This window comes from Dermatophilaceae bacterium Soc4.6 (assembly GCA_039889245.1).
GTDB lineage: Bacteria > Actinomycetota > Actinomycetes > Actinomycetales > Dermatophilaceae > Lapillicoccus.
On sequence record JAZGVH010000002.1, the window covers coordinates 2,649,444 to 2,666,513 of the forward strand.

Consider the following 17,070-nt stretch of genomic DNA (forward strand, 5'->3'; position numbering starts at 1 on the left):
CACCTCATCATGGCCCGCCACCGCGCCGACACCCCATCACACCGACTGCGCACCACGATCGTCACGGTGGTGGTGGTGGCCCTCGTGTCCGTCATCGGCTTCGCCGCCTACGAGTACATCGGGCTGAAGAAGGACCTCACGACGTCTGACGCGTTGCAGGGCAACACCCCCGCCCAGACGACCGGGCCGACGACGCCGGCCCAGGAGACGACCCTGCTGGTGATGGGTCTCGACAGCCGGGTCGACGTCAAGGGCAACCCACTGCCCAAGGACATCTACGACGCGCTGCACGCCGGTGACCAGACCGACGGCGGTCTCAACGCCAACGTGCTGATGCTGCTGCACATCCCGGCGTCGGGCAAGGCGGTCGAGATCTCGATCCCCCGCGACGACCAGGTCGCCCTGCACGGGTGCCCCGACCAGGAGTGCACCGGCAAGATCAAGCAGGCTTACGGGCTCGCGGTCGACCAGGAGCAGCGGCGGCTGTCGGGGTCGGTGGGTGCCGGGCTCAGCGCCGCGCAGAAGTACCAGAAGGCCCGCGACGCAGGCCGGCTCGCGCAGGTGCAGACGGTGCAGGACTTCCTCCAGGTGCACATCGACCACTTCGTCGAGGTCACCATGGTCGCGTTCTACCAGCTCGCTCAGGTCGTCGCCCCGATCAAGGTGTGTCTGCTCAACAAGACCGTCGACACCTACTCGGGCGCGAACTTCCGGGCCGGCACGCAGGAGCTGGACGCCGCGCAGGCGCTGGCCTTCGTGCGCCAGCGGCGCGACACCCAGAACGCCTCGCTCGAGTTCACCGACCTCGACCGCTCCCGTCGGCAGCAGGCCTTCATCACGTCGGTGGCCACCCAGATGAAGAACGCCGGCACCCTCACGAATCCCTTGAAGATCAACGGGATCCTCGACGTCATCAAGCAGAACACCGCCATCGACTCCGGGCTCGACCTGCTCTCGTTCCTGGGTCAGGCGCGTGACATGGCCGGCGGCAACGTCAGCTACTACACGCTGCCGGTGAAGTCGTTCGGCGTGAACGCCCGCGGCGAGGACGTCAACCTCGTCGACCTCGAGCAGGTGCGGGCCACGACCAAGCTGCTGCTCTCGGGCCGGATCCCGGGCGAGGTGGTGACCGCGACGGGCACCCCCAGCACCTCGTCCGGCACGCCGAGCAGCGCGCCCACGACGGCCAAGCCCCCGGTCTCGGCCGGGTCGAACCCCAAGCCCACCGACCTCTCGCAGCTCGAGGGCGGCGGGGTGCCCTGCGTGAAGTGAGCTGATGCACCCCGGGGCGGACCTCGGCGGTGGCCGCGACGCGTCGTACGTCGTGGGACCACTGGAGGTCGGTGCACACGTAGCGCCTGCTGCGGTGAGGACGCGAAGCACCTCGTCGTCGGCACGACGGTCGTCCTGAGATCGGCCTTCCCCCACCACCGGGCGAAGGCGTACCTGAAGACCATGTCCGACGAGTAGAGGTATCTTTCGGTCAACCCCTCGGCGGAGTGGCCGTGACGGTCCTCCAGACCGTGGTCCGACGCCAGTCGTGAGAAAATGTCTGTCATCGACCCATCATGGACTCGGCACCCCCTCGGGCACCGGGGTGAAGGGTCGCCGTCCTGCGCGACGGATCACCCCGGCTGTGGCCCGGGAGGACGTCAGCGCACCCCGATGACGCCGCACAGCGGCGGCGACCACGGCAGCGCCGTATCGACGGCGAGCTGCGCGTCGAGGGCCGCGGCCACGGCGGGAGGGAACGGGGTGGGACGTCGTACGGCGAGGTCGATGCTCACCGACACCGCCTCGAAGGTGCCCGCGACCGTGCCGGTCGTGCGGTCGAGCATCAGCTGCACGTGGTGCACGGCCTTGGCCGACCGGCCGACGAGGCGGCTGTGGAGGGTGACCTCGTCGCCCGCGTGGACCTCGGCCGCGTAGCGCAGGTAGTGCTCGGCGTCGAAGGTCGCCGGGCCCCCGGCGAGGGCGGTCTCCTCGCCGAGACCGAAGCGGGAGAAGGCGACCCAGCCCGAGCGGCTGTAGAGCTCGAGGTAGCGGGCGATGTTCATGTGGCCGTTCGCGTCGGTGAACTCCGGCGGGACGACGAGGGCCAGGTGCTGGGGAAGCTGCGCGACCTGCTCGGGGGTGGGCAGGGCGGGGAGGCGGCTCACCCGAGGTAGCCCTCGACCTGCCTGCCCGAGCGCTCCTCGGCGCCGTCGGGGTCGGCGCCGAACTCGCGCCTGGCCCGCCGCTGGCGCAGCAGGTCCCACAGGCGGTCGAGCTCGACCTCCACCGCGCGGAGGCGGGCGTGCTCCTCGTCGGCGGTGATTTTGCCCTTGGCGAGACGGTCGCGCAGACCGTGCTCCTCCGCCACGAGGTCGCTGATGTGCTGCTGGATGTGGGGGTCGGTGTCGGCCATGGGGCCAGTCTGCACCGCGGGTGGTGGTGGTGGCCCGCAGGTTGGGGGATCGACCCTGCGGAGATCACTGCGCGGTTGCCCGATGTGTTGGTCGACTACGTCGACGCCGTGGTCGCCGCCGGGGACGCCGGCAGCCGGGCAGAGGTAGTGCGTCGGGCCCTGGAGCGGGAGCGTCGCCGAGCCGCGACGGAGCGCGGCGCCGCTCACCCGGGAGGCGGTCCGGCCCCACCTGACGCGGGTGACCGTCGCCCCGCTCACGACGACGTTCCGGGGGCTGTCGACGGAGGTGGCGGTGGGCCGCCACAACGGACTCGACCACGACAGCGTGGTCTCCTGCGACAACGTGACGACCGTGTCCGTGTCGGACCTCGGTCGTCAGGTCGGGTTCCTCCCCGACCGCCAGGAGCGAGCACTGGCCGACGCGATCCGCGCCGCCTTCGACCTGGAGTGAGCTCGATCCCGAGACGAGGGGATGGGGGTGACCTTGACACGCGCCCGTCGTCACTGGTCAGATCAGCGTGTGCTGATATCAACCGAAGCTGATCTGACAGCGGCCGGGCTCGTGCTCGACGCCGTCGCCGACCCGATGAGGCGGCGCATCCTCACCGCTCTCGCCACCGAGGAGCTGTGCACCACGCACCTGCAGGCGGTCCTCGACGCCAAGCAGACCCTCGTGTCGCACCACCTGCGGATCCTGCGGGAGGCCGGGCTCGTGCAGACCTCGCCCTGCGGCCGCTTCACCTACTACCGGCTCACCCCCGGCGCCCTCGACGGGGCGAGCACTGCCCTGGCGCAGGTCGCCGAGGCCAGTCACCGCCCCCCGGCGAGGCGCGCGTGCTGACCGCGGAGCAGACCCCGGTGCTGCGGCAGCTGTCGACGCTCGACCGCTTCCTGCCGGTCTGGATCGTCGCGGCGATGGGGCTGGGGCTGGCGCTGGGGCGTGGGGTGCCGGGGCTCGACGACGCACTCCAGGCGGTATCGGTCGGGTCGGTCTCGCTGCCGATCGCGGTGGGGCTGCTGCTGATGATGTATCCCGTCCTGGCCCGGGTGCGATACACCGAGCTCGGCACCGTGACCGGTGACACGCGGCTGCTGGTCTCGTCGCTCGTGCTGAACTGGATTGTCGGGCCGCTGGTGATGTTCGCCCTGGCGTGGGTCTTCCTGGCCGACCAGCCGACCTATCGCACCGGCCTGATCATCGTCGGGCTCGCCCGCTGCATCGCCATGGTGCTCATCTGGAACGACCTCTCCTGCGGCGACCGAGAGGCCGGAGCCGTGCTCGTGGCGATCAACTCCGTCTTCCAGATCGCCGCCTTCGCCGGGCTCGGGTGGTTCTACCTGCAGGTGCTGCCCGGATGGCTCGGGCTGAGCACGCAGCGGCTCGAGGTGTCGACGTGGGACATCGCCCGATCGGTGCTCGTCTTCCTCGGGATCCCTTTGGTGGCAGGCTTCCTCACGCAACTGCTCGGCGAGCGGGCCAGGGGCCGCGACTGGTATGAAGGTGCGTTCCTGCCGAGAATCGGGCCGGTCGCCCTCTACGGCCTGCTGTTCACCATCGTGGTCCTCTTCGCGCTGCAGGGGGCGACGATCACCAGCCGGCCGCTCGACGTCGCGCGGATCGCGTTGCCACTCCTGGCCTACTTCGCCCTGATGTGGGGCGCGTCGTTCGTGCTCGGGCGCTCGATCGGGCTGGGCTACCCGCGCACGGCGACCCTGGCGTTCACCGCGGCGGGCAACAACTTCGAGCTCGCGATCGCCGTGGCCATCGGGGTCTTCGGGGTGACGTCGGGCGAGGCGCTCGCTGGGGTCGTGGGGCCGCTCATCGAGGTGCCGGTGCTCGTGGCCCTGGTCTACGTCTCGCTCTGGGCCAGGAAGTTCTTCGCCGACCCGCCACCGGTGGTCACGGCGTCGACAGCGGGGGCGAGGTCATGAGCCGCCCCAGCGTGCTGTTCGTCTGCGTGCACAACGCCGGGCGCTCGCAGATGGCGGCGGGCTACCTGACGGCACTGTCGGGCGGGGCGGTCGAGGTGCGCTCGGCCGGGTCTGCCCCGGGGCAGTCGGTCAACCCGTCGGCCGTCGCCGTCATGGCCGAGGAGGGCATCGACCTCTCGGCGCAGACCCCCAAGGTGCTGACGACCGAGGCGGTCGAGGCGTCCGACGTCGTCATCACCATGGGCTGCGGCGACACGTGCCCGATTTTTCCCGGGAAACGGTATGAGGACTGGGTGCTGGAGGACCCGGCCGGCCATGGCGTCGACTCCGTCCGCCTGATCCGCGACGAGATCCGCGCGCGGGTGGTCACGCTGCTGGGCGAGCTCGGGGTGCCGGTGGCGCTCCGTACGGCAGGGGGCACTCGTGGGTGATCCGCGTCAGGTCGACCGCGCCCAGGCCGCGTACAACGGGTCGCTCCCACGCCGCCGCGTGGTCCGCAGCGCGGTCGTGACCCCCTCGAAGCCGGCGCGCTCCAGGTAGGCCCGCACGATCGCGACGCGGCCGTCCTCGTCGGTGGCGAGCCACCCGCGCACCGCCTTGGTCGGGAAGCACCGGTTGCTGAAGGTGAGCACGACCACTCCACCGGGCCGCAGCACCCGCGCAGCCTCGCGCAGGACCTCGACCGGGTGGATGAGGTAGTCGATCGACACGCAGCAGACCACGGCGTCGAACGACGCGTCGTCCACGGACAGCCGGGGGTCGAGGTTGAGGTCCTGGACGACGACCTCGTCGGCCACAGGGTTCGCCCGCAGCTCGACGGCGTTCAGGCCGAGCGCGACGAGCCCACCATCCGGCTTCCTCGACAGGTGCGACACCCACGACGACATCAGGTCGAGGACCCTGCCGTCCGGCACCCCCAGCTCGTCGTACAGCGCGCCGACCGCGGCGATCGCGCCGTCGTCGAGGTGGGTGACGAGGCGCGGCGGCCCGTAGAAGGCGGCGTCGTCACCGTCGTCCTGCCGGTCGAAGAAGTCGGGTGGCCAGTCGTCGTCCGTCATAGCAGCATCCTGCCCCAGGGCTGCGCGCGTCGGCCGGCTGGTCGACGCCCTGATTGGCGCGTGTGGTCGCTCGGAGCACCGCGCGGAGGTCGTTGGGGACAACCCGCCGGTGCCGAGCGGCGGGTGTGGGTTCAAGGGTGTCCACGAGCGATGCAGGGTCGGAAGAGGATCTGACGCAGGAGCAGGTGGTGGGGCTGGCCCGCGACCGGCGGCTGCGATGGTGGCTGCTGATGGGCGCGGCCGTGCTGACCGTCGGCACCGTGGTTGTCGCGGCGCTCGTCGCGCACGCCCGTCATCCGGACGAGCCGGTGCGCTGGATCCGGTTGATGTGGATCGCTGCCGGGGTCTTCGTGCTCTACAGCCTGTCGGCGGTAGTCGGGGTCAGGCTGCGCTCCCGGTCGACGTCGCTGCAGCGGCTCGTCGTCAGCGGTGACCGCGCGACGATCCGACGGGTCGCGAAGCAGCTGCGCCGGGGAGAGCCTGTTGCCGGCGACGACCTCGACGTGGCTCGGGCCGTCGTCGCGTCGACCCGGACCCAGCGGTGGCTGCCGTGGCTGTTCTCGACGATGGGGGTCCTCAACCTGCTTCCCCTCGTCCTCGGGCGCGACGACGCGCACCCGCAGCCGACCTTCGTCGTGGCCGCGCGAGTAGTCGGCGCCATCGCCATGATGACGGTGGCCGCCATGGCCGAGAGCGGCCGGCGGCGGGTGCTGCGGGGAGCCGCGCGGCAGCACCTCACGGTCGAGTAGCCGGCTACGGGGGTGTCGCCCGCAGATCTCCCGACGCGCCGTGCAAACCGGCACTCCGTGACCCACGCCGCCGCGTACCCCCCATCGAGGGCAACCGTTGGAGGCGGTGCCTGTTCGTCCTTGGGGGTGCTGAATGCCTCCGTAGGCCCCATGGCGAGGGATCTTGGAGCGTACGGCGAGGACGACGCCGCTGACTGGGTTGTTCAATGCTCCGAGATCGACCTGGTCCGGGTTTGCTCTGTGGGTGAGTGGATTCTCCACAACGGCCCTGGCCCGGCTGCGGGTGGGAGCATGATGTTCGCGAAGGCGTGTCCTCTGGCCTGGGTCTATGTGCGGGAGGGCGAGCCCAGAAAGTTGGCGCGGAGCCGGCGTAAGAGCCCCGAGCCCGTGGGGGCTGGTGACGTGAAAAGTCGCCGACCGGACCACAAGCTTCAAGCTGAGCAGGTCACCGACTACGGGGTCGGTGACGACCTGCGGCGCTTCTGGTCCGAGTGAGCCGACTGGGGGCGGCGAAGGATTCGAAGCAAAGGGAGCGAGGTGGCTCGACGCTGGCAGGCCTGTGACCTGCGCTTTCGCGTGTGGAGCGGGCGACGAGAATCGAACTCGCGTGTCCAGCTTGGGAAGTCGGTTGAGGCCCGCGTGGAGATGGTCCTCGTGCTTTAGGTAGGCGCGGTCAGTACCCCCTTGGACCCCATATGGACCTCTTGATTGGGCACGTAGAGGGCACGCCGCTGCCAGGGTGTGGTCGTCGTGACCAGGGATGAGCCGTCGAGCCATAGCGGAGCAAGCCGGTGGGGCGGGGAGGGTGTCAAGCCCCCGCGCGACGAGTGGTGAGCGGGCAGGCACACGGAGTGTGCACCTCGACGGGCTGGGACTGGGGCTTGACACCCTCCCCGAGCTGCCGGACGCTACTGCGACGGGTCGGGGGCGGAGGTAAAGCCGACTTCGGCGCTGTAGCCGGGTGCTTGTGATCCGTAGGACGGTGAGAGGCGTCCAGTGCGCCCGTCCGTGCGCGCTCCGGACGTGGTCGATATAACCGAAATGAGGATCCGGTGGTGCGTGGATGGGTGACAGCGTTGGCCCATGCAGGTTCAGCCCGGGGTGGCCGGTGGTTCGGCGCAGCGCAAGTATGAGGAGTTGCTGCGCTCGTGGCGCCGACGAAACCGTCGAGTGTTCGTTGGGCTAGCGCTCGTCTGTGGCCTGATCGTCTTGGCCTCGTTGCTGCTTGCGCGGATTTGGCCGGGGCAGTCATGGTTGCTGGGCTGCTTCGCAGGGGGTGCGGCGACCTTCTTTGGCGTCGCCAGGCTGAGTCCGCCGGGCTGGATCGAGAACTGGCAGTTGGGTGCGTGGGGGGAAGAGGCGACCGCCAAGGCTCTTGGCCCCATGGAGGCCGAGGGGTGGGTCGTCGTGCATGACCTTCCCACTGGCCGAGGCAACGTGGACCACGTGGTGGTCGGGCCCGGTGGTGTGTTCTTGCTTGATTCTAAACGAGTCGGGGGGTCCGTCGTGGTGGAGGGTGAGGTCATGACTGTCCGCCGGCTCGACGACCCCGAGCTGGTCTATCGGCACCCTGGCTCCGGCCATCTGTTGGGTCTGGCCCGTGAAACTCACGAGCGTGTTCTCCGGTCGACGAGGATCAGGGTCTGGGTGCAGCCGGTCATGGTCGTCTGGGCAGAGTTCCCGCAGCGGAAAGTGCAGGGCCGCTGCGCTTTCGTCCACGGCGAAGAACTCGCCGAGTGGTTACGGGCACAACCGCAAAGGGTGGCGCCCGCAAGGGTTCCCCAGCTCGTCGCCGCGGTGCGCTTGTCCTGGGACCTCAGCGATCAGGCTTCGACTGTCACACATGGCGGATGACGTGCCCTGCTGAAGAACGCATCAAGGCGCATCGTTCGCCAGAGGCACGACACCTCACCCAGGACTTAATGTCTCCGGTACCTGATGCCAACTTTTCCAGGTCACGGCTGCTCGCAACCTTTCAGTCGCACTAGCGCCGCCTTAAGGCGGTTACTCCGGCGGTAGCATGTATGCAAACTTCGTTGGGGAAAGATCTTGCGCACTGGGAGTCCAGTCATGCCAGATACGCACCCGTCCGCCTGAGGTCTCGATTGAGTCAGACTTACGGGTGTACTCAATTTTATCCACGACGATCAGATCGGTGTGCTGGAAGTCCTCAGCGTGGGATACCTCATTTATCGTAAGCTCCACCGCCTGTATCAGGAGGGAACTGCCTTTAACCTCCACATGCCGCTCCTCTCCGTCGAGGACCAATCTGACGTCATAAGGCTTGCCGAGCTTAACGATATCGGAGGCCCCTGCGGCGCGATACAGCTCAACAGCCCGGCTCACGGCGTGGTTTTCAATCGCCGATCGGAGCTCAGGATCTTGAACTCGTGCCAGCGCACCCCTCGCCACCGCTTGCTTGCGGTCCTGGACTTCCGCAACCAAGTCACGGTCCGATGCGGCTGGCAAATCAGTCTGCGCGGCGCCTAAGCCTGAGAAAACACCAAACAGCTCGACTGGGAACTTAAGAAGGTAACCCTGTTGTGCGCGAAGTTGGCGGCCACCGTACAGATAGAATGGGAAATAAAGAGGCTTGCCGTTTGTCTTTTCGAGCTCTGCTCCGATCTGCAGTACGCCACGCATGACACGTTGAAGATCATCGAATAGCAGCGGGCGTGCAAATCGGTTGAGCCCGCCGAGGGCAACCATCCAAGCATCGGTGGTTCGAGGGCCGAAGAGCGACCTTCCCGCCGTGCCCCGCGGTTGCCAGGTATAACCTGTCACAACCTCTGGATTGCTCGTAGCCACGGACCAGCCCATCAGTCCGCGACCTTCATCTCCAGACTCCCAGTGGAGGACGCGATCGCCCATGCGAACCTGACTCACCAGCTCATATGACCACGTGGCACCATCAAATTTCGGCGCAATGAGGCGCTCGCCCATCTCACCCGTAGTAGCCACCTCCATCCAAAAGCGCTGCCTTGAATCACCGTTCCACCACGTATTCAGAACCATGCCCGCATTGTGCCCTACGGCCCGCCCAGCAGGTGCGGCTGGCGGACTGTCAGAGCTCTTGGGTCAGGGAGCCCCTTGTAGGTTTGCTGACCGCCACACATGGGGTGTCGTCCCAGAGCGGAGCAGGCAGCCAAGCGCAGTGGTCAGCCCAAGGATGGGCGGAGGCCATCACGCAGTGACGCAGAGCGCCCTTGACGCGGTCTGGGAGGTCGGCGCATCGTGCCGCGGTGGACGACTGCGAGAAGGCGAGCCGAGGGGCGGTGCCGGCCTCAGCGGGGCGGCCTGTCCACAGGTCAGCTCGCGAGGTCGAGAGTGAGGTGGCCGGGGTGCGTTGGGGTGCGCGCAGGGCGCGAAGCGCCCGAAGCGCGGGGTCCCCATCGCGGGCCCCCGGCCGAGCGGCGCGAAGCGCCGCCTTGATTATTCATAGGTCAACTCAGCAAAGGCCTGCGGTCAGGTGGTGCGATGACGGGTCAGGTGAACGGAAGGCAGTGGTTTTTAGATGCAGAATTTGGTGGCCTTCATCGCCACACCGGTTGTTCCCCCACTGCGCGCCCATCGGCGAGACTAGCTAGGTGAGGAGCGAGGGTATGGCGGGTGAGGGGTCCAGATCGGCCGAACGGGTCTCACGAAATTCGGAAGCCGACGCACGGACCGGGGCTGAGTTGTTTTGCCTTACTCTTTCGGCGGCCCCTCAAGAGCCAGCTTTCGAGCCTCCTTCACGACAGCGCTCACATAATCAGCAAGCATCTGTGCCTCTCCAAGCTGCAGATGATCGTCAGCCAATATTCGTATGGCCGTGGTCTGTAGCAGTCGCAGAGGCTCTCTGAGACCGGTGTATCCCCGAAGTACCGCACGATTTTGGGCAAGCATGAGGCGACCCACAGCGTCCTTTTTCGCATCGCCAGAGTTCCCGTTGGCAGCGATGTCATTGCTTGCTAGTACACAATCCTCTGCTAGCCCTAGCACCCCATCGTGCCACTCCTGTTTACGCTTGCTCTCCAGCTGCTTATTGCTTTGATAGACGGTGAATCCGCTTGTGATACCTCCACCCACGATCACGCCCACCAGTGGTCCCACGCCCGCCCACACGTCACCTAAAGTCATGGCCGCAGTCTAAGGGGCTCTTCGGATTCAAGCGTGGGGTCTTCCTCGTCGGTAGGGGCGGGTTCCTGACACGGCGAGCAGGATGCGGATGCGGTCGTGCTCGAAGTTGCGGAAGCCGTGGGCCAGGCGCCGGGTCTTCTCGATGATGAGGTTCAGGGTTATCTGGAGCACTTGGTCGGATGTGGCCGGTGACCTGCATGTCTGCGTCGGCTACATGTCGCTGACGGGGGCGTCGCGGCCGGCGGTGCGGTCCTGCCCGATGCGGGTGGCGAGTTGCAGGCGGAGCGCGTGGTTCTCTGCTCGCAGGGTGTGGAGTTCCTGGCGGAGGGTGGTCAGCTGTTCGTCGCGGGAGGCTTGGCTCATCCGTTGGGCTGCGGGTTGACGGGGGCTGCGGGTGGCGGGAGCTCGAAGCCGGTTGATTTGCTCGCGGAGCTGGGGATCGCGATAGAGCAGGGTCCGCGAGACGCCGGCGGTGTGAGCGACGGCGGCGTAGGTGATGGGGGTGCCAGCGTGGTCGAGGGTATGGATGGCCGCGCGGGCCCGCTCCCGAGCCGATTCGGCTCGGTGCCGGCTCGCGGCAGTGAGGGCTGTGGTGTTGTCAGCGCGCATCGGGGGTGTCCTGTCCGGCTGGGGCGTCATGGATCCCGAGGGTCTCGAGGGTTTCCAGCGCGGAGATGATCCTCGTGAGGTTGTCGGCGACCTTGCGGTGGTTGTCGGCCAGCCGGTGGTTGCCGCGGTGCTCGGCCAGGTCGATCAGTTCGAGGGTGTCGTCGTGTTGGCGCCGGTGGATCGGCAGGAACGTCGTGGTGGTTTGGAAGTCCGGGCAGGTCAGGCAGGCGTTGGGGTGTGGGCAGTCCTGCTGCGGTGGTCGTCCGCAGTAGCCGTTCGGCAGGCTGGCCTGCACCCGGGCGAGGTTGTGCTTGATCCACTCGGCGTCGGCGCTGGGACCGTGGGGGTCGAACGGGAGGCGGTCACCGTGGATGTCCACGCGCCGCTGCTGGTAGTCGTCGAAGGCCGCGCGGACGGTGGCGTCGTGGATCGTGGCGTACCGGGCGGTCATCTGGGGTGAGGCGTGGCCGAGCATCTTCTGAACGACGTGCTGCGGCACACCGGCGTTGATCAACCGGGTCCCGAGGGTGTGACGGTACTGGTGCGCGGTGACGGACACGGCCTGGCCGGCTTCGTCGTGGAGACTGATCTTCTCCTGCCAGTCGGCTAGGCGCTGGCGCAGGGTGGCGTAGGAGAATGGTTGGGCCCCATCGGGATTGGCGTGAGGCGAGGGAAACAGCTTCGGGCATCCGGCTGGCCAGCGGCTGCTCAGGTGCAGTTGTTGGGCGCGGACGGCGTCGGCGGCCCGCTGCGACAGCGGGACGAGCTGCTCGGTGGACATCTTGTGGTTGACGTACTTCAGGCAGGGCCAGCCGGCGCTGTCGACGATGACGGGGTTGTACTCGAGCAGGCAGGCGTCATTGGCGCGTAGGCCGGTCTCCTGGATGAGGATCAGCAGGTGTCGGGTGGTCTCGTCGGGGAGCAGGGCGAGGTTGTTGGGGTCCTCGAGCTGGGCCATCACGAACTCGGGGATGAACCGTGGCAGGGGACGCGGCCGCGGTGGCAGCTCGTCCAGGTACAGCGCGGCGTGACCGGAGAGGCCGGGCATCCAGTCGTGGCGGTGGCAGGCCTGCAGGAAGCTGCGCAGGATGACCAGGTAGGTGTTCGTCGTGTTGCCCGACAACTGCGGCGCCGCGGTGAGCCAGGACAGGTAGTGCTCCAGGACCTGCCGGCTGATCCCGCTGGCATCATCGACGTCCGGGTGATGGTGATGCAGGAACCCGGCGAACCAGCGCAGGGCACGCTCGTCGATGCTGACCGATCCGAACGCTTTACCGGCGCCGAGCCGGTAGCGGCAGGCTCGCTTGATCGCCTCACGCAGCCACGGTTGTGGGATGTGGTCGAACCGAATGGGTGGGACCTTCTTCGGCGACGGTCGCGCCCCGAGTGCGGCTGCCCGCCAGGTGTCTCGAGCGAACTCGGCCTCGGCGTCGATGCCCTCGTCCAGGTCGAGCACCTGCCGCCACGCGAAACGCAGCTGGCCCATCGCCCGGCCACCGGTGTCGGTCAGGCCGTGCTCGAGGGCCAGCAAGGTCCAGCGCTCCAGCCCGTGGTCCAGCAGCGAGTCGACCCTGGCGGTACTGACCAGCCTCACGAGGCGGTTGATCATCATCGGGACGAGGCGGATCGTTCGATGATCGTGGCGGATCTGAATGGAGTAGGCCACCTCCAACCGCAGCTGCAACGGCAACCCGCGAAGATCGAACGCGTCGATCCGGTCGCTGTGACCGCCGACCACCGGGCCGGTCGTGGCCGCGAACAGGTCCAGGTCGTGGCGGCCCTCGTGGACCCACCGTCCGTAGTGGCTGTTGCACAGCAACTTGGTCCAGGCGCCGCGTTCGCAGTCGGTGACGCGGCACTGCCCGCGCGCGAAGACGGGGTGGGTGGGATCGATGTGGATCAGGTCGACCGCGAACTCCGGTCGGACAGCCGCTCCCAGCTTGTCCAGCAGGCTCAGCGCGCCAGCCCGGTTGGCGTGCAGCGCGATGGTCATGACGGGTCCGCCTGCAGGACCGGGCGAGTGGCTGGCCGCTCGACCCAGAATCCCGCGCGGACGAGCTCGGCCCGCACGTCCTCGACACCGAGATGGACGTACGTTTCGCTCGTGGTCACGACCGAGCGGTGGGTCAGCATGTTCGAGACGATCTCGATCGGGACACCGGCCCGGATCAGCTCCGTCGCCCGGGTATGGCGCAGCATGTGGGGGCTGAACTCGATCCCGGTCCCGGCCCGCAGGCGGGCCACGAGCTTCGCGACCGCGTCGTACCGCAGGGGTCGCCCGACCGGTGCCGCGAACAGGTTGACGAAGACGTAGTCGCTGTCCAGGTCGCCGTATTCGGTGTGCATGTACTCGCTGTACAGGCGCACCAGCGGCGCTGAAACGGGCAGCACGGCAACGGTTTTGGTCTTGGCGCGGGCGCCGTTGGCGTTGTCGTCACGCGGCACGATCCGCAGCTCGCACCGACGAGAGATCAGATCGCTGTGGCGCAGCCCGAGCGCTTGACCCACCCTGATCCCGGTCTCGGCCAGCAGCGCGAGCAGGAACCTGTCTCGCAGCCGCGTGCAGGCGCCGAGGATCACCGCGACCTCCTCAACGCTCAGCGTGGACGGCAGCCGCCTCGGTGCCTTGAGCTTGACGGGTCTGGTCGCGATCGGGCGTCCCTTGGTGACATGGTGCAGGAACGGCTTGAACGACCCCCTCGGTACACGGCGCCACGCGACCAACGACTCAGCCAGGGCCACACCCGTGCGGGCGTGGAAGTCATAGAAGCCGAACACGCCCGCCAGGTGACGGTTGACGGTGGCCTCGCTGCGGCGGGCCGTTGCAGCATCCAGCACGATGACGTTCGCGGCCGGTGCCCGCAGCCACGACACGAACCGTGAGACGTCCTCGACTCCGGCGCTGGCCCAGTCGACGCGTCTCAAGGCGAGGAACTCGAGCCACAACGCCAGACTGTGCGCGTACGCCCGCACCGTGTTCGGCGACCGCTCGATCGAGGACAGGAACGCCAGGTACCGCTCCGCCGCCTCGACCGGACCGAAGTCGTCGTCGACGACGGTCCACGACTCCACCCCCGTCACCGGCATGAGCACCCGTTGCGCCTTCACCAGCACCGCCACCTCGAGGTCGGCCTGCACCGGCTTCCAGCCGGATACCTACTCTTCTACTCCGACCCGCCAGCCACGTGGGGGACGTCGAAGACATGCTCCAGATAACGTGTCGCTGACGCACCGGATCGGCCTCGTGAGCTACGTCGGACACACCCTCCGGAGGGCTCCAGATAATGACGGCCTCCGTCCCGCCGTTGGAGATGCGGTGGGTCTCGAACCGGGCCATGACGTGCTCACGCCACATCCGCAGCGTGCGCCCGAGCCGGGCGACCTCGGGGATCGGGCACTGGTGGAACGAGTCGAGGACCTTCTCGGCGGCGGCGCGGCCGGCGGCGGCGTCCTGCTGGTACATCGACCGCAGCTGTTGGTAGGCGTGCCAGGCGAGGGTGACCTCCCACCCGGGGTCACCGGCGATGAGGCACGCGTTGAGCTTGGCTGCGGCCTTCTCGGGCAAGTGCTCCCGACCGCGGCGCAGTAGCCCACGGATCTTGTACAGCCGGGTCGTCCTTGTGCCCACGCCGGCCGAGGGTGTCCTGCTGGACCCGGCGGCGGACCTCGTCAACGACCTGGGTCCCGAGCTTCACGACGTGGAAGGCGTCAAGGACGGCGACGGCATCGGGTAGCTCGTCGCGGATGGCGTCGGCGTACCCGCGGAACGGGTCGAGGGAGGCGTGCTTGATCCCGGCGGTGAACGTGTTCGGCTGCTTCTTCAGCCACCCCGCGTAGGCGGTGCCGGTCCGGCCGGGGACGACGTCCAGGAGGCGAGCATGCAGCTGCCCCTCGGCGTCTCGGGTCAGGTCGACCATCCCCGTCACGGCCCGTTGGGCGTCCCCGATCTTCGAGGACCGCCAGATGTGCTCGTCCACGCCGAGGACCTCGACCCCGTCCAGGCGGGCCGGGTCGGCCACGCGGCGGGTGGCCTCGGCCTCGACCGCGTCCCAGCAGGTGTGCCAGTCGACGCCAAGATGACGGGCCAGCGCGGACACCGTGGTGTCGTCCAGGGTGAGCGCGTCCGTGGCTCACGCCGCCGCTCTGCTCGTGAGCTTCGCCCGGGGTGCGACGAGGTCGTGACGCTCGGTGAAGACCCCTACCGGGCACGCCGGTTCGCGGCACCGCCACAGCCGGGCGAGCCACACCAGCCGCACCGGCACCCCGAACGCGGGGGCTTCCGCGACGACCCGTCGTCGCCGGCCGTGCCCGATCGCGACGACCCCGCAGGACGGGCAACCGCCGACATCGGCGTCGGTCTCGATAGTCAGAACGAACCTGGTCTCGTCGCGCTGGACGGTCAGGACGTGCATGCCCGGCACGTCGAACAACAGGTCGGTGCGAGGGCACCAGGTCGCGCTCGAGGCGCACGTAGAGTGGTCCACGTCGAGGCCTTCTCTTGGAGCAACTGCTTGGTCGCTGTTGATCCTGAAGGCCTCGACACCCTCATGTGCGGACCGCCACGCCGGGCCCTGTCAGAGCGGGCCCCCACGCTTAAATCCGAAGAGCCGTCTAAGGGTCTTCGCTACGAGTCCACGAGACCGACGTCTCTACTGCGGTGTAAGAAAACGCTGGTCCACTGATGCCCCCATATGCACCCCATCTTCCTCTCTTCACCCGCTGCAGCATCAACAGGCGATATGCCAATGCCGCGCAACCGTAAGGAGCTACCCCATCGCCGCACCCATCTGGTCCGACGAGTTCATCAACTTAGGCGTCGCCTGATGCGCCCAACCCAGGACGAGGCGAAGGCTGGGGCCGCGACTGCCAAGGCGGAGTGGCAGGCCTTGATTGACGACAACGACAAGCTCAAGGTGTTGGGCGAGCAGCAGGCGCAGGCCGCCGACGGCCGTGCAATCTCGGCAGCGCAGAAGGATGCCATCGGCGTGACCAGAACGGCATTCTCGCGGCGCTTCGTGCAGGCGAAGGTCATGGAGGTCTAATGATTGATGCATCCGACGAGCCCGTGATCGTACCCGAGGCCGATGAGTGGAACGCGGACCTACGCAATTGGTGTCGATGCGCAAATCTGTCGCCTGAGCGTCGCCTTAACGTGAGAAGCCCACGCCCACCTCAAACCCAGCAACCGCTTTACGAATTCATGCGCCCTTCAGACTAAAGACGATTGCTGTGCCAGCCAAGACAGACAGAACCGCACAAGTTACGGGAACCGACAAAATCATTATCCGTTGAAGGATTGGCCGCGGCCCTCCCTCCTTAAGCCGACGCCTCCAAAGTTCTGAGCTTTCCAATGAGGACATGGAGAGGGCGACCTGCATCTTGATCATCCACCATGCGATGCCAATTAGGGGTCCCACCACAAGCGCCGGATCGATGTATTGCAGGCGCATATCCTCGATTCCGATGGCGGTAGAGCTCACAACATAGCGCATGACGGCGTTGAAGGCTCCCCAGATGACGACTACTAGGAGTGTGATCGCTGTGGATTGACCGACCGCCTCCGACAACGCACCAAGCCCCTTTTTGAAGGGCGTTGATGCGCCTTTGGTACCATTTTCAGCATCAGTGGGGGAAGGCACGGTCTTGTTAGAAGGGCTCGGCGAACCAGCGATTAAGAACAGCAGGGAGACCACCGAGAAAGTCAAGTACGCGACTATAGAAACAACCGTTAAGGCGGGCCCGTAAGTGGTGCTTAGGAAATTGGCGGCCACATTATAAAAGATGAGGGCGATCGCGGCCACGCAAAGGCCCACAGCAAGCAACTTTCCGACAGTCCGCAGACGGCGCAACTCAAGCTTGATGTCGGCCGCCAACATCTCTTCCGGGCTCCGCTGTCCCTGTTCTATGTGGCCGGATTCATTAATATCATCCGGCCCGCTGTTCTTTTGCCCAACTGTATGGGGGGCCATTTGCCCTTTGGCGACCCCTGCTGACGGAGTTTTTGGAGCGGGGGTCGGCGTCATGTCAGATGGCCTCGGCTTCGGCTGCTGTTCTGGGCACTCGGACTCACTGATCCTACTCCTCGCACTCGCCTGCATCGCTCGATGGGCCGGCCCTGCGTCACGAGTGGGGCCTCTGGGCGCCGACGCGCTACTGCGGTACGGCTCATCCTCGGCCTTGGCAGGCCCGGCGAGCG

Annotated in this window: 21 protein-coding genes; 9 read left to right on the forward strand and 12 right to left on the reverse strand. The window is 67.3% G+C overall.

What is annotated here, in order from left to right; all coding sequences use genetic code 11:
• Positions 1–9 precede the first annotated feature (9 nt).
• On the forward strand, positions 10–1,272 hold the full coding sequence (locus V3N99_12235) for an LCP family protein (GenBank protein ID MEO3937512.1): 1,263 nt from the start codon (positions 10–12) through the stop codon (positions 1,270–1,272).
• Between the two features lie 380 nt (positions 1,273–1,652).
• Here the strand turns inward: V3N99_12235 and V3N99_12240 are convergent, their stop codons facing one another.
• The gene (locus V3N99_12240) at positions 1,653–2,159 is read right to left on the reverse strand and encodes a thioesterase family protein (GenBank protein ID MEO3937513.1); all 507 of its coding nucleotides are present in this window, start codon (positions 2,157–2,159) and stop codon (positions 1,653–1,655) included.
• Positions 2,156–2,407: a DUF2630 family protein gene (locus tag V3N99_12245; protein MEO3937514.1), complete on the reverse strand. Its 252-nt coding sequence runs from the start codon at positions 2,405–2,407 to the stop codon at positions 2,156–2,158. The genes V3N99_12240 and V3N99_12245 overlap by 4 nt, the downstream gene beginning before the upstream one ends.
• A 238-nt stretch (positions 2,408–2,645) precedes the next feature.
• On the opposite strand from V3N99_12245, the gene V3N99_12250 reads away from it, so the two are divergent.
• The 4 genes from V3N99_12250 to V3N99_12265 all read left to right on the forward strand — a co-directional run bounded on the left by V3N99_12250 (position 2,646) and on the right by V3N99_12265 (position 4,770).
• The gene (locus V3N99_12250) at positions 2,646–2,858 is read left to right on the forward strand and encodes a type II toxin-antitoxin system PemK/MazF family toxin (protein ID MEO3937515.1); all 213 of its coding nucleotides are present in this window, start codon (positions 2,646–2,648) and stop codon (positions 2,856–2,858) included.
• A 69-nt stretch (positions 2,859–2,927) separates the two neighbouring features.
• Entirely contained in the window at positions 2,928–3,248 is a 321-nt protein-coding gene (locus V3N99_12255) for a metalloregulator ArsR/SmtB family transcription factor (GenBank protein MEO3937516.1), read from the forward strand.
• Positions 3,245–4,339, forward strand: coding sequence for an ACR3 family arsenite efflux transporter (arsB, locus tag V3N99_12260; GenBank protein ID MEO3937517.1), 1,095 nt, complete (start codon positions 3,245–3,247; stop codon positions 4,337–4,339). Before V3N99_12255 ends, arsB begins: the two co-directional genes overlap by 4 nt.
• Positions 4,336–4,770 (forward strand): arsenate reductase ArsC, encoded by a 435-nt coding sequence (locus V3N99_12265; protein MEO3937518.1) that lies wholly within the window; start codon positions 4,336–4,338, stop codon positions 4,768–4,770. Before arsB ends, V3N99_12265 begins: the two co-directional genes overlap by 4 nt.
• Positions 4,771–4,776: 6 nt before the next feature.
• Here V3N99_12265 and V3N99_12270 read toward each other — a convergent pair whose 3' ends face one another.
• Entirely contained in the window at positions 4,777–5,397 is a 621-nt protein-coding gene (locus V3N99_12270) for a methyltransferase domain-containing protein (protein MEO3937519.1), read from the reverse strand.
• Positions 5,398–5,534: 137 nt separating this feature from the next.
• On the opposite strand from V3N99_12270, the gene V3N99_12275 reads away from it, so the two are divergent.
• Positions 5,535–6,146, forward strand: a complete 612-nt coding sequence (locus V3N99_12275; GenBank protein MEO3937520.1) for a hypothetical protein — start codon at positions 5,535–5,537, stop codon at positions 6,144–6,146.
• Positions 6,147–7,229: 1,083 nt separating this feature from the next.
• Positions 7,230–8,000 (forward strand): nuclease-related domain-containing protein, encoded by a 771-nt coding sequence (locus V3N99_12280; protein MEO3937521.1) that lies wholly within the window; start codon positions 7,230–7,232, stop codon positions 7,998–8,000.
• 150 nt (positions 8,001–8,150) lie between these two features.
• On the opposite strand, the gene V3N99_12285 is transcribed toward V3N99_12280, so the two are convergent.
• The 6 genes from V3N99_12285 to V3N99_12310 form a co-directional block, all read right to left on the reverse strand.
• Positions 8,151–9,161 carry a DUF3883 domain-containing protein gene (locus V3N99_12285; GenBank protein ID MEO3937522.1) on the reverse strand — a complete coding sequence of 337 codons (1,011 nt, stop codon included), beginning with the start codon at positions 9,159–9,161 and terminating at the stop codon, positions 8,151–8,153.
• A 672-nt stretch (positions 9,162–9,833) separates the two neighbouring features.
• Positions 9,834–10,265, reverse strand: coding sequence for a hypothetical protein (locus V3N99_12290; protein ID MEO3937523.1), 432 nt, complete (start codon positions 10,263–10,265; stop codon positions 9,834–9,836).
• A gap of 27 nt (positions 10,266–10,292) precedes the next feature.
• The gene (locus V3N99_12295; protein MEO3937524.1) at positions 10,293–10,436 is read right to left on the reverse strand and encodes a hypothetical protein; all 144 of its coding nucleotides are present in this window, start codon (positions 10,434–10,436) and stop codon (positions 10,293–10,295) included.
• A gap of 39 nt (positions 10,437–10,475) precedes the next feature.
• Positions 10,476–10,874: a DUF6262 family protein gene (locus tag V3N99_12300; GenBank protein ID MEO3937525.1), complete on the reverse strand. Its 399-nt coding sequence runs from the start codon at positions 10,872–10,874 to the stop codon at positions 10,476–10,478.
• The gene (locus V3N99_12305; protein MEO3937526.1) at positions 10,864–12,867 is read right to left on the reverse strand and encodes a tyrosine-type recombinase/integrase; all 2,004 of its coding nucleotides are present in this window, start codon (positions 12,865–12,867) and stop codon (positions 10,864–10,866) included. Before V3N99_12305 ends, V3N99_12300 begins: the two co-directional genes overlap by 11 nt.
• Positions 12,864–14,012: a tyrosine-type recombinase/integrase gene (locus V3N99_12310; protein ID MEO3937527.1), complete on the reverse strand. Its 1,149-nt coding sequence runs from the start codon at positions 14,010–14,012 to the stop codon at positions 12,864–12,866. The genes V3N99_12305 and V3N99_12310 overlap by 4 nt, the downstream gene beginning before the upstream one ends.
• A 146-nt stretch (positions 14,013–14,158) precedes the next feature.
• Here V3N99_12310 and V3N99_12315 point away from each other — a divergent pair, with 146 nt between their 5' ends.
• Positions 14,159–14,356 carry a hypothetical protein gene (locus V3N99_12315; protein ID MEO3937528.1) on the forward strand — a complete coding sequence of 66 codons (198 nt, stop codon included), beginning with the start codon at positions 14,159–14,161 and terminating at the stop codon, positions 14,354–14,356.
• A gap of 33 nt (positions 14,357–14,389) precedes the next feature.
• On the opposite strand, the gene V3N99_12320 is transcribed toward V3N99_12315, so the two are convergent.
• Positions 14,390–14,971 carry a transposase gene (locus tag V3N99_12320; GenBank protein ID MEO3937529.1) on the reverse strand — a complete coding sequence of 194 codons (582 nt, stop codon included), beginning with the start codon at positions 14,969–14,971 and terminating at the stop codon, positions 14,390–14,392.
• A gap of 33 nt (positions 14,972–15,004) precedes the next feature.
• Positions 15,005–15,358, reverse strand: coding sequence for a transposase family protein (locus V3N99_12325; protein MEO3937530.1), 354 nt, complete (start codon positions 15,356–15,358; stop codon positions 15,005–15,007).
• Between the two features lie 339 nt (positions 15,359–15,697).
• On the opposite strand from V3N99_12325, the gene V3N99_12330 reads away from it, so the two are divergent.
• Positions 15,698–15,916 carry a hypothetical protein gene (locus V3N99_12330; GenBank protein MEO3937531.1) on the forward strand — a complete coding sequence of 73 codons (219 nt, stop codon included), beginning with the start codon at positions 15,698–15,700 and terminating at the stop codon, positions 15,914–15,916.
• A 156-nt stretch (positions 15,917–16,072) separates the two neighbouring features.
• On the opposite strand, the gene V3N99_12335 is transcribed toward V3N99_12330, so the two are convergent.
• Positions 16,073–16,897 carry a hypothetical protein gene (locus V3N99_12335; GenBank protein MEO3937532.1) on the reverse strand — a complete coding sequence of 275 codons (825 nt, stop codon included), beginning with the start codon at positions 16,895–16,897 and terminating at the stop codon, positions 16,073–16,075.
• Positions 16,898–17,070 lie beyond the last annotated feature (173 nt).